This is a genomic window from Bradyrhizobium semiaridum, from assembly GCF_020329505.1.
GTDB lineage: Bacteria > Pseudomonadota > Alphaproteobacteria > Rhizobiales > Xanthobacteraceae > Bradyrhizobium > Bradyrhizobium semiaridum.
The window spans coordinates 49,214-60,343 of sequence record NZ_JAGKJJ010000029.1; the positions used below are offsets into that span (position 1 = coordinate 49,214).

10 protein-coding genes are annotated in these 11,130 nt (G+C 66.8%); 5 read left to right on the forward strand and 5 right to left on the reverse strand.

The window, feature by feature from the left end; genetic code table 11:
- Complete coding sequence (locus tag J6500_RS26410) at positions 1 to 1,644, reverse strand: ankyrin repeat domain-containing protein (protein WP_225715623.1); 1,644 nt, start codon at positions 1,642 to 1,644, stop codon at positions 1 to 3.
- A 228-nt stretch (positions 1,645 to 1,872) separates the two neighbouring features.
- Here J6500_RS26410 and J6500_RS26415 point away from each other — a divergent pair, with 228 nt between their 5' ends.
- Entirely contained in the window at positions 1,873 to 2,217 is a 345-nt protein-coding gene (locus J6500_RS26415) for a DUF1491 family protein (RefSeq protein WP_225715624.1), read from the forward strand.
- Here J6500_RS26415 and J6500_RS26420 read toward each other — a convergent pair.
- Positions 2,214 to 3,146 (reverse strand): DUF2336 domain-containing protein, encoded by a 933-nt coding sequence (locus J6500_RS26420; protein ID WP_225715625.1) that lies wholly within the window; start codon positions 3,144 to 3,146, stop codon positions 2,214 to 2,216. The two genes, J6500_RS26415 and J6500_RS26420, sit on opposite strands and share 4 nt — an antisense overlap.
- Before the next feature lie 293 nt (positions 3,147 to 3,439).
- On the opposite strand from J6500_RS26420, the gene J6500_RS26425 reads away from it, so the two are divergent.
- Together J6500_RS26425 and J6500_RS26430 are read left to right on the forward strand one after the other, a co-directional pair.
- Positions 3,440 to 3,634: a hypothetical protein gene (locus tag J6500_RS26425; RefSeq protein WP_225715635.1), complete on the forward strand. Its 195-nt coding sequence runs from the start codon at positions 3,440 to 3,442 to the stop codon at positions 3,632 to 3,634.
- Between the two features lie 17 nt (positions 3,635 to 3,651).
- Positions 3,652 to 4,398 carry a hypothetical protein gene (locus J6500_RS26430; protein ID WP_225715626.1) on the forward strand — a complete coding sequence of 249 codons (747 nt, stop codon included), beginning with the start codon at positions 3,652 to 3,654 and terminating at the stop codon, positions 4,396 to 4,398.
- A 16-nt stretch (positions 4,399 to 4,414) separates the two neighbouring features.
- On the opposite strand, the gene J6500_RS26435 is transcribed toward J6500_RS26430, so the two are convergent.
- Genes J6500_RS26435 through J6500_RS26445 form a run of 3 tightly spaced genes read right to left on the reverse strand, consistent with a single transcriptional unit; the run spans position 4,415 to position 7,912 of the window.
- Positions 4,415 to 5,038 (reverse strand): DUF1254 domain-containing protein, encoded by a 624-nt coding sequence (locus J6500_RS26435; RefSeq protein WP_225715627.1) that lies wholly within the window; start codon positions 5,036 to 5,038, stop codon positions 4,415 to 4,417.
- Positions 5,035 to 5,613 carry a DUF1214 domain-containing protein gene (locus J6500_RS26440; protein WP_225715628.1) on the reverse strand — a complete coding sequence of 193 codons (579 nt, stop codon included), beginning with the start codon at positions 5,611 to 5,613 and terminating at the stop codon, positions 5,035 to 5,037. Before J6500_RS26440 ends, J6500_RS26435 begins: the two co-directional genes overlap by 4 nt.
- Position 5,614: 1 nt before the next feature.
- Positions 5,615 to 7,912 (reverse strand): transglycosylase domain-containing protein, encoded by a 2,298-nt coding sequence (locus J6500_RS26445; protein ID WP_225715629.1) that lies wholly within the window; start codon positions 7,910 to 7,912, stop codon positions 5,615 to 5,617.
- Between the two features lie 276 nt (positions 7,913 to 8,188).
- Between J6500_RS26445 and J6500_RS26450 the strand changes: the two genes are divergently transcribed.
- Both J6500_RS26450 and J6500_RS26455 read left to right on the forward strand, forming a co-directional pair.
- Positions 8,189 to 8,749, forward strand: coding sequence for a YcgN family cysteine cluster protein (locus tag J6500_RS26450; protein WP_225715630.1), 561 nt, complete (start codon positions 8,189 to 8,191; stop codon positions 8,747 to 8,749).
- A gap of 159 nt (positions 8,750 to 8,908) precedes the next feature.
- Positions 8,909 to 10,507, forward strand: coding sequence for an MDR family MFS transporter (locus J6500_RS26455; RefSeq protein ID WP_225715631.1), 1,599 nt, complete (start codon positions 8,909 to 8,911; stop codon positions 10,505 to 10,507).
- Positions 10,508 to 11,130: the final 623 nt, after the last annotated feature.

Consider the following 11,130-nt stretch of genomic DNA (forward strand, 5'->3'; position numbering starts at 1 on the left):
CTACGCGGCATCCCCGAGCAGGATGTCGCGGACTTCATCCGAGAACAGTTTCCTGCGTCCGGCTATCAGCACCCATTCCGGATCGACGCGATCCGGAACGGCGTGCGGCATGCCGTGGTCGAGCAGCGCCTGTGCGCAGCCGGCCCAATCGCCGCCCTCGACCGGCTCGTTGCAGGAGGCCCAGGACAAGCTGCCTGACGCGTCATCGCCGAAGCCGTGCTGCTCGGTCCATTGCGCGCCGTGTTCGAGCAGGAATCGCGTCAGCGCCGCGTCGCCGCGGAACACCGCATGATTGAGCGCGGAGCCGTCCCAGTCGCCGCCGCGGACCGCGATGGGCCAGCCGAGCCGGACCATCAGCCGCACGCCGGCGTCGTCGCCAGCTGCGGCAAGCTCGGGAAGCAGGCTCAGCTGCTGCGCCGAGAGCGTACCGGGAAGATCTGATCGTTCGGCCTGGATGCGGCGTGCCTCGCGCTCATCGCCGCTGGCGCAAGCCGCGACGAAGCGCTCGTCATCGGTGAGCGGCTCGGCGCCCAGCCGCTCGCGCAGCAGATCGGCGACGTCAGTCAGCCCGAACTGCAGCGCAAACCTGTAAGCGCTGAGGCCGCAGGGCGTCGTGACGTTCGGATCGGCGCCGGCGTCGAGCAACATCGCAATGCATCTCCGCGAACGGCGCCGCCGGATCGCCCACATCAGGGGCGAGCCGCAATGGGTCAGCGGCGCGTTGCGGGCGGGCTCGTTCGGATTGCCGCCGTGCCGGAGCAGCAGTTCGAGCGCGGCGATGTTCTCGTCGTCGAGCACCTTGTACATCGCGTTGGTGCCCGCGATCCGCGCGCCGTGTTCGAGCAGGATGCCTGTGGTCGAGGTGCCTTCGAGCGAGTGATACAGCGATTCATTGTCGTTCGGATCGGCGCCGGCGTCGAGCAACAGCTTCGTCAGCTCGGGATCGTGATTGCGACCGGCGGCGCCATACAGCGCCGACAGCGGATTGCCGTCATCCGGTGCATCGAGCGATCCCGGCGACCAGCGGCTGCCGATACGCTGATCGGGATTTGCGCCGGCGTCTAGCAGCAAGCGCGCGCAGCGATGCAAAGGCGCGTGAAATTCCGGAAGCTGCACCAGACTGGAATGCGTGACCGCGACCAGCGGCGGCAGCTTCAGCGGTCCGCCGGGACGATTGACCCATGCCGGATCATCGTCGGCGGCGCGCCGTATGGTTCGCTCGTCGCCGATGGCGCAGGCGAGATAGGGATCTTCGGCTGCGAGGTCGGAATCCTCGGCGAGCATCCGGGCCGCCACGCGCGGATTGGCGCGATCGGTGGTGCCGCTGACGTCGGCGGCATAGACCAGTTGCAGCCAGCGCCGTACGCGGTCGGCCTTGCTCTTGCCGGGCGGCAATTGCGCGTCGACATAGCGCCGCAGATCCCGCCATGAGGCAAAGCCGAGGTCACGTGCAATGCAGGACTGCGCGTCGTGGAGCCGCAGGTCGAGGGCTGCGATCTCGCTGTCGCTGCGTCCGGCCGCCGCCGGGAGCGCATGCCGGAAACGGGCGCAGGCCTCCGGTGCCCGCCGCCGGTAGAGGCGGATCAGCTCCTTCGCCTGCTTCTTCAGATGTTCGAGATTCAATCGCGCGCGCGATCGGTCCATGGAAACCTCCGTGCATCAATCGCCGATGGTCCACAAAACCGGCTGCACAAAGGCTTGGTTTGCCGCTTGGCGTGTTGCAAGTGGGTTCAACCCTTCCCGTGGACCCGGGCGCGGCTTGCACCGCGGATGCAAGGATATGGGCCGCGGATGCGGCGGTCAACCGGTTGGTTGCGTTGATGATATCGTGACGATTGGACGGGGCTTCGCCACTGCCCTATAGGTCGGCGCATGCGATTGAAAACCAGCATTTGGGTGGCCGCTTATCTGCGCCGCTGCCAGACCGAGGGCGTGTTCGGTGCGATCCGCAAGAAGGGCGCCGAGGAAGCGGGGGCGGTGTTCGTCAAGGTCGCGCTGATGGACGGCAACGCCGTGCTCTATGTGCCGGCGCCGCAGACGGTCTATGACGAGGGCCGTCCGGTCGATCGGCTGTTCGTGCCGGCCGCGCCGCAGCCGGTGCCCGAACCTTCGGTCGAGGAACGATTGGCCAAGGAACTCCGCTTCGATCCCGACGCGTGGATCGTCGAGACCGAGGACCGCGCCGGGCGGCATTTTCTCGATCTGGCGAAAAGCTAGCTTTTCGATGTCTGGCTACGGATCGCCGGCGCGCTGCCGGGCTGCACCGCCGGCCGCGTCGGCGAGGATGCCGCGCGGGCGTGATGGCGCTCGTCGTCATAGAGCGACGCGCGATACTTGCCGCGCGCGACCGCCATGGTCGAGCCGCGCCAGGCCGCGAGCATCACCAGGACCGAACGTTCGCTCAGGCGATCGTACAGCCGCGACAGGCGGTAGACGTAGTTGACCGATGAGCCCGCGTCCGGATTGAGGAACATCAGGATGCGCTGAAACGCGGCACTCGACATATCGAGCGCGCGCATCGCGCAGGCAAGCGGCTCGCCGCCGGGATCGTTCACCACCTGCGCGGCGATCCGCGACGGCAGGATCAAGGCTTCGCCGACCTCGAGCGTGAAGTTGTCGAGGTCCTCGGCGAATGCCGCCATCTCCAGGATATGTATTGCGCGTGCGGCGCGCGCGGCGGGAAGCCGCGCCGCGGCCTTCAGCGGCGTGTCCTGCAGGTTGTGCAGGATTTGCGCGCGCTCGCTGGCGCCGGCGGCAAAGAACGTATCGGTGATTTCGGCGGCATCGTTCGGCCGCATCGCAAGGCTCGCGGCCATCCGCAACTGCGCTTCGGTCGGCGGTCTGACCGGCGGCGCCGGCGGGGCAGGAGCGGGGATAGGTGCGGCCGCCGGCATGGCTTTGCCGGGATCGGCGCGCCGCAATCCGAGCTTTTCGATGATCCGGGCAGGCGTCGCCGGATAGACCGCAAGCCGCGCCCGAACCGCGGCGCGAGTCGCGTCATCGACCTCGTCGATCAGGCGGGTCGTCAGCTCGACGAACTGCTGCTCTTCGTCCGTGGAGTGGGCGCTGGCTTGCACGTAAAGGTCGGTCAGGACGCGAAGCAGCGTCGGGCGAATGTCGACGCCTTCGCGACGGGAGAGCGTCATCAGCCCATCGAAGCCCGGAAATGGTGGAGCTGCGCTCATGCTCAGGCGTACGCGACTTGGACAAGGACCAGGGATTGAAACCGTTCTGCCAGCAAGCCTACGCGCCCGGCTTTAAGGCGCAGTTAAGGAAAACGACTCGTGAAGGCGAACGCTCGGATTTGCGCGTGTCCATTAAGGCACAGCGCCATATCCGTAACCGTCCGTATCGGTGGCTTAAGATGTCATTAACCATGCGCGTTCTTTACTCGGCCAGCGCGGGGCAAATCGCGTCCGTGCGGGGGCCAGAGGGGAACATGGGCACCATCATCGAATTTCCGGCGGATGCGGCTACGCGGCGGCCGAGCGTGATGGACGTTGCAGGCGAGCGTGTGGGCACCGTGCTGATCCTTCCCGTCGTCCGGATCGAGCGCACCGCCGGGGAGACCGGGGATGGCCGCGGGCCGGAGCAGGGGACCGCACAGGGCCGCCGCCGCCGTCGGCGCTCCTGATCGCAGGACGTTTTGCAATGCCGCGTCGTGCGCAGTCGATCGTCCCGGCGCTGATCCTGCTGCTGGCAGGCGCGGCGCTTGCCGGCTGCAGCGGCGGCGATTTCGGCCGCACCCGCGCCGACTTCCGCAACGACGACATGCATCGCTGGCTCGGCCCCGAAGCCACCGGCAGCATCGGCATGAAGGCCTCGCAATTCCAGCTCACCGAGCACGAGCGGCAGCTGCGCGATCTCGCCTACCAGTTCATCGAGCCGCCGCTGTCGCGCCCGGCATGGAAGAGCGTGTTCGGCGACTACCAGAAGCTGCCGGCGCCCTGGCGGCAGAACGTGGTGTTCGACCGCACCGCCTACGGCCGCAATTTGATCGACGAACCGCACCGTTCGTTCGCCTCGCGCTATGCGCTGCTGATCGACGATGTCCGCGATGACATCACCCGCTTCGAGCCGTTCGTCGCCACCGCGGCGCAGGTGATTGCGCTGGACTGCAAGCGCAGCGCCAGCCTCAAGCTGATCGCGGACGTCTCCCCTCGCGAGCGCGCCGATGCGGTGGCGCGGATGGAGGAGAACGCGCTGATCGTGCAGTGGGTGCAGGTGAGCCTGCAGCGGCGGATCGCGTCCTATCGCTGGGCGCTGCAGCGGCTGGTGATCCAGGCGCCGGACGGCATGGCTGCCGACGCCGAGCGCCAGATCAATGAGCTCGCCCGGCTCGCCGGCACCGTGCAACTGACCGCATGCCAGGCGGCCGTGGCGGTGTCGAAAGGCTAATCCCCCGGTACGGTGTTCAGCGCTTGCGCGCCGCAGGCGGCGGGGCGGGGGGAGGCGCGGGCTGTGGCGGCGGCTCCTGCTTGGCCGCGATCGGTTCGCTCTGCACCCTGCAGGTCGCGGCCGCCAGCGAGGCCTGCGCCTGCGGCATCAGGCCCGGCTCCGGCGCCAGCGCCTTCAGCAGGATCAGTCCGGTCGACGTCGGCGAGTCGATGATCAGCCGGTCGGCTGCCGTGATTTCTTCGTCTTCCGGCAGGTCGTTGTGCTGTGCCTCGGTCATCAGATCGAGCTCGATCACCTTCTTGCCGGCGGAGCGGTCGTTGATGGCGTAATAGGCGACCTCGTTGCGGGTGTAGAACGACACCGAGGTATAGGCCTGGCTTACCGGCACCCTGAGCTTGATCGGTCCAGCTGAGAGATCGTAGCGGCAGATCGCCATCGCGAAGGCTGGATCCATCAGCGGCAGCGGCGAGTTGTTCGGATCGGCCAGCGGCAGCTGCGTCACCTCGTTCAGCTTGGTCATCGGCGTCAGCCGCGAATAGGCGTCCTGCGAGGCGATCCGCGGCAGCGCCAGCACGCTGACGAGATGGACCACGCCGCCAAGCAGCACGCCGGCCAGGATGGTGAACACGATGCGGATCATTTGCAGCCCGTCGTGGTAATCGCCGGCATCGGCGCGTCGCGCTGCGTCCGCGTCGCCACCCCGACCGGCGTGTCGTAGAGGCGCAGCATCAGCGCATAGCGCTCGATGCCGCCGGTCGGCAGCCAGTTGCCGGTGCGCGAGCGCGGGGCGATGTGGATCTCGAAGGTGCCGTCGGAGGCGCGGATGATCTCCTGGCTGGTGAAGCCGTAGCGCTGCAGGGTGTTGGCGACCAGATGGCCCTTGCGGTCGAACAGCGTCAGCGTCCAGAACCGCGCCGGCGGCGTGACGCCGCTGACGACGACGTCGCAGCGGCCGTCGAGCGGCTTGTTCTTGTCGTCTGATATCGCCGAGAACGAGATGCCGTCGCCGGTGCCGATCGGCAGCTCGCCGCTGCGCGCAATCGTTGCGCGCGAGTAGGGATCGACGTCGGAGGTGCCGTTCTTCGGCCGTGCCGTCCAGGCGCCGATCTTCAGCGTGCCGAGATCGGTGCCGCGCGTCGCCGTCGCGTAGGTCAGGCCGAGCCCGACGGCGGCGGCGATCACGAGCGCCAACAAGGTGGTGAGGAGCAGCCGCACGTCAGTTCTTGCGTGGCACGGTCGCCGTGGGGCTGCCGTCCGGTCCGGCCGCGGCGATGTAGTTCTCAGGGAACGCCAGCGCGCTCGAGGATTCCGGCTTGGCGTTGGACGGCTCGTTCAACGTGGTCTTGCCGGAGGTCTTGTCGGCGGTCCTGGCGGCGTCGTCGAGCATCTTCTCGACCCGCACCAGAATATCCGCGCCACGCTTGGTCAGCACGGGCGGCGGCCCCGGCTTGGTCTCGAGCACCTTCGGCGCCGCATTCGCCTGGGCATTGGCCTGCGCCGCCGTCTGCGGCAGCTTCTGGCCCATGCCGACGCCGACCAGTTCGCGCACCTCGACGCCCTGATGCGCCGTCACCATGATGTCGTGCCAGGTCTGCGCCGGCAGCGAGCCGCCGGTCATGCGGTTGGTCGGCGAATAGTCGTCATTGCCGTACCAGACCGCACAGGTGAAGTTGCCGGTGTAGCCGACGAACCAGGCGTCGCGATAGGCATTGGTGGTGCCGGTCTTGCCCGCGGTCGGAATGCCGTCGAGCGCGGCGCGGCGCGCGGTGCCCTCGCTGACCACGTGGCTCATCATGCCCGCCATGTCGGCGGCGATGTTCGGCGGGATCGCCTGCTTCGGCTTCGGACCGTCGCGATCCCAGCGCCACACCAGGTCGCCGGCGCCGGTCCGCACCTCCAGCACCGAGTGCGGCGTCACCGACTTGCCGCGGTTCGGGAAGGTCGCGTAGGCGACCGCATGTTCGAGCACGGTGACTTCGTCGGAGCCGATCGGCAGCGACGGCGTGTCCGGCAGCGGCGCCTTGAGCCCGAAGCGGCGCGCGACCTCGATGATCTTGGCGCGGCCGGCCTTCGGCCCTTCCTTGCCGCCCATCATGATCGACAGCTTGACCGGCACCACGTTGATCGAGCGGGTGATCGCCTGCGTCAGCGTCACCGAACCGGAATAGGAGTGGCCATAGTTCTGCGGGCACCAGTTGCCGATGCAGACCGGGCCGTCGACGATCTTCGAGTTCGGCGTGAAGCCGTTCAGCAGCGCGGTGGTGTAGACGTAGGGCTTGAACGACGAGCCGGGCTGGCGATAGGCGTCGGTGGCGCGGTTGAACTGGCTTGCGCCGTAATCGCGGCCGCCGACCATGGCGCGGATACCACCGTCGAGATCCGACACCACGGTCGCGGCCTGCGTCGCATGATAGTCGCGCCCGAACTGGCGGAGTTGGTTCTCGATCGCCTCCTCGGCGGCGTGCTGCACGTTCATGTCGATCGCGGTGCGGACCACGAAGACGCGCTCGGTGTAGGATTTCGGGAACGTATCGACCAGCTTGCGCATCTCGTCGAAGGCGTAGTCGAGATAGTAGTTGGGCGAGTTCTCGTCGCGCCGGTCGACTGCCACCGCCGGATTGCGGCGGGCGCCGAATACCTGACCCTCGGTCATGAAGCCGGCATCGACGAGGTTGTCGAGCACGACGTTGGCGCGAGCGCGCGCCGCGGGCAGGTTGATATGCGGGGCGTATTTGGTCGGCGCCTTGAACAGGCCGGCGAGCATCGCTGCTTCCGCGAGGTTCACGTCGCGCACCGACTTGTTGAAATAGAAGTGGGCGGCGCCGTCGACGCCGAAGGTGCCACCGCCCATATAGGCGCGGTCGAGATAGAGCTTGAGGATCTCGTTCTTGGTGAGGCGCGTCTCCAGCCAGATCGCGAGGAAGGCTTCTTTCACCTTGCGCTCGATGGTGCGCTCGTTGTTCAGGAACAGGTTCTTGGCGAGCTGCTGGGTGATCGACGACCCGCCTTGGCGCACGCCGCCGGCCTGCGCGTTGGTGACGAGCGCGCGGGCGAGGCCCGGAATGTCGATGCCGAAATGGTCATAGAAGCGGCGGTCTTCGGTCGCCAGCGTCGCCTTGATCAGATTGTCCGGAAAGTCTTCCAGCGGGATCGAGTCGTTATGCTTGATGCCGCGGCTGCCGATCGGATTGCCGTAGCGGTCGAGGAAGGTCACCGCGAGGTCGGATTTCTTCAGCCAGTCCTCGTCGGCGGTCTCGCGGAAGGCGGGGATCGCCAATGTCAGCAGCAGGATCATGCCGCCGAGCCCGAGGGTCGCGGCCTCCGACAGCGGCTCGATGAACACCCAGCGCTTCCAGCGGCCGACATAGAAGCGGTCCATGAAAGTGGAGTAGCGCTCGAACGCCTCGCGCAGGCCGCGGCCGGACGCGAACAGCGTCGCGCCGAAACGCGCGTCGAGGTCCAGGAAAAAGTTCTGGACGTTCTGCTTCCAACGCGGCGGTAGGATCTGGCGCACCGGGGCTCTTGATCAGTTCGACAGCGCTGCAGGCGCCAGAATCGGGCGCCGACGAGCGTCTTGCTTGGATGTTGCGGCAAACCCAAGGCGCTTTTGCGTCGTTGGGCGCTCGTTCGTTGTTCTATCCGAGCGGCTGCCATAAACCAATGGCGGGCCTCGTGAATTTAATGAGAGGGCTAACGCTGCCCACCGCCTTTTGCGGCCCCGCAAAAGCACCCCCTTGCGCGCCTTGCGGCGGCACCCCAAGAAGAGCCGCATCGGCGTCAACAGGACATCATGACCGCACCGCCCAAACGCCCGTCGGACCAGGATGGATTCTTCTGGAAAACCAAGACGTTGGAGGAGATGTCCAACGCCGAATGGGAGAGTCTGTGCGACGGCTGCGCGCGCTGCTGCCTGGAGAAGCTCGAGGACGAGGATACGGGGAAGATCTACTTCACCCATATCTCCTGCAAGCTGCTCGATTCCGGCCTGTGCACCTGCAAGGACTATACGAACCGTTCCGACCAGGTTCCGGACTGTGTCCGCCTGACGCCCGAGAACGTCCGGACCCTGAACTGGTTGCCGCCGAGCTGCGGCTACCGCCTCGTGGCCGAGGGGCGGGATCTCTATTGGTGGCACCCGCTGATCTCCGGCGATCCGAACACCGTCCATGAAGCCGGGGTCTCGGTGCGTGGCCGGGTGGAGGGCACCGAAATCGACGTCAACGACGCCGACCTCGAGGATCACATCGTGCGCTGGCCTGGCTTGCTGCCGAGGCAGGCTCGCCTGAAGAAGCGGCCCAAGGACCTTCCAACGACTCTGCCCGGGACTGTCGGCAAGACGTCCAAAGCGTGACGCGATCGCGTCCGTTTTCGTCACGTCAGCGCGAGGATGCCGGGGCGGGATGCACCCATGCGCCGGGCGGCCTGCCTCAGCATCGCGTTGCAGCATACATTGCAAATCGAGAATGATTCCATCGCGGGCGAGGGCTCGCGCAGCAGATCTACGCCTCCAATGAACAAGTATGAACGGCAGAGCCGTTTTCCTGCCGACCAAACGCCATTGCCCCAAGACATTCCTGGCGACATTGCCGAAGAGCTGTCCCGCCTCCCGAGCGAGGTGATCGAACTCAACGACGCGCCGCCGCTGGCGCCGCCGGTCCCGCTCACGCACGACGAAGTCCGCACCATCGTCATCAGCCTGATGCTGACGATGTTCCTTGCCGCGCTCGACCAGACCATCGTCGCCACGGCGCTGCCGACCATCGGCCGCCAGTTCGGCGACGTGACCAATCTCTCCTGGGTGATCACGTCGTATCTTCTGGCCTCCACCGCGGTGGCGCCGGTATTCGGCACCTTGAGCGACATCTACGGCCGCCGTGCCATGATCATCACCTCGCTGAGCCTGTTCGTGGTCGGCTCCGTGCTGTGCGCGATCGCGCCGAGCATGACCATGCTGATCCTCGCCCGCGGCCTGCAGGGCCTCGGCGGCGGCGGCATCATGCCGGTGGTGCAGACCGTGATCTCCGACGTCGTTTCGCCGCGCGAGCGCGGCCGCTACCAGGCCTATTTCTCCAGCGTCTGGATGGCGGGCGGCATCCTCGGTCCTGTCATCGGCGGCGTGTTCGCCGAGCATCTGCACTGGTCGATGATCTTCTGGATCAACCTGCCGCTCGCCGCGGCCGGGTTGGCGCTGCTGCTGCCGAAGATGAAGAAGATCCCGGTGTTCCACCGCAAGCGCGAGGTCGACTGGCTTGGCGGCATCCTGCTGATGGCGTCCGCCGTCGTGTTCATGCTGGTGCTGACCTGGGGCGGGACCAGATTCTCCTGGCTGTCGCCGACCATCACGGCAATGCTCGGGGCCTCGGTCGCGCTTGCCGGCGCCTTCGTCTGGCACGCCCGCCGCGCTGACGAGCCGTTCCTGCCGCTGTCGCTGCTGGGCGGCTCGGTGGTGCCGTTCGCGATGTGCGCGGGCGGCTGCGCGCTCGGCGCCATCGTCGGTCTGACCGTGCACCTGCCGCTCTATTACGAGGTGGTCTATCACCTCAGCGCCAGCGAGGCCGGCCTTGCGCTGATCCCGCTCGCCGCGATCTCGACCTGCGGCGCGGCGATCGCCGGCCGGACCATGGCGAAGGCGAAGCATTACAAGCGCGTCGCAATCGTCGGCACCTCGGTTGCCGCGGTCTGTGCCGCCGGGATGGCGGTGACGACGCTGCCGCTGTGGGGCCTGCTGACGCTGATGGGCGTGTTCGCGCTCGGGCTTGGCACCACATTCCCAGTCAGCGTGGTGTCGCTGCAGAATTCGGTGGCGCGGGCGCAGGTCGGCACCGTCACCGGCGCGATGAACTTCTTCCGCGCGCTGATGGCCTCGTTCACCGTCGCTGCCTTCACCACGATTCTGCTGATGACGCTGGGCTCCGATATCTCGCTCGCCAGTGAGCATCATGCAGCAGGTGCGGTAAGCGCGATCCCGGTCGCCGACATGGTCACCGCCTTCCGCTACGTGTTCGGCGCGGCCGCCGCGCTGCTCACCACGGCGTCGATCTGCATGATCGTCATGGAAGAGCGTCCGCTCGCCGGACCCGGCACGCCGCCGGTGGAGATGGCGGAGTAGGGCGGTCGCCGCACTCACAACCGTCGTCCCGGCGTAGGCCGGGGCCCATACGCCGCAGCGGAAGTTGTGAATGGGATTTGTCGTTCCAGCGGTACGCAACAATCGGCATTTGTGGTTATGGGTCCCGGCCTTCGCCGGGACGACGAGCCGAATGTGTTGCACCGCTGCTCATCCCGTCATCCCCGCGCCTTTGCGCGGGGATGACGGGATGACGGTTCGCGTGATTCACACGTCAAACAGCTAGCTCGGTGTCATCGCCCGGCTTGCCGCCTCCGCTAAAAGCTTCGGCAAGCCGGGCGATGACAGTGGTGGGTGGGGACGCAGTTTCGCGCTCTCGGGACATGATTTGTCCCGAGCTTTGCATTTCGTTTCGCCCTTCTTCGAACAGAGGGCGCAGGGAAAGCCGGGTGCCGATCGCACCCATGGGCCCCGAGCAATGGGTAGAAAGCTCGGGGGTAGGACCACAGGTGTAACCGGAAACAACCCGGCTTTCCCTGCGCGATGGGTTACGGCTTATACGTGCTTACCCCGGCGAGACTGGGCTTTGTTGTCACCGCCCTCGCAAGACGCAATTGCATCGAGCGAGAGGACACCTGCCACCAGGGCGTCCGGCCTGCACGATT

Coding starts and splice junctions, on each gene's coding strand:
- J6500_RS26410 (WP_225715623.1), bottom strand. CDS start 1,644: ATGGACCGATCGCGCGCGCGATTGAATCTCGAACATCTGAAGAAGCAG.
- J6500_RS26415 (WP_225715624.1), top strand. CDS start 1,873: ATGCGATTGAAAACCAGCATTTGGGTGGCCGCTTATCTGCGCCGCTGC.
- J6500_RS26420 (WP_225715625.1), bottom strand. CDS start 3,146: ATGACGCTCTCCCGTCGCGAAGGCGTCGACATTCGCCCGACGCTGCTT.
- J6500_RS26425 (WP_225715635.1), top strand. CDS start 3,440: ATGGGCACCATCATCGAATTTCCGGCGGATGCGGCTACGCGGCGGCCG.
- J6500_RS26430 (WP_225715626.1), top strand. CDS start 3,652: ATGCCGCGTCGTGCGCAGTCGATCGTCCCGGCGCTGATCCTGCTGCTG.
- J6500_RS26435 (WP_225715627.1), bottom strand. CDS start 5,038: ATGATCCGCATCGTGTTCACCATCCTGGCCGGCGTGCTGCTTGGCGGC.
- J6500_RS26450 (WP_225715630.1), top strand. CDS start 8,189: ATGACCGCACCGCCCAAACGCCCGTCGGACCAGGATGGATTCTTCTGG.
- J6500_RS26455 (WP_225715631.1), top strand. CDS start 8,909: ATGAACAAGTATGAACGGCAGAGCCGTTTTCCTGCCGACCAAACGCCA.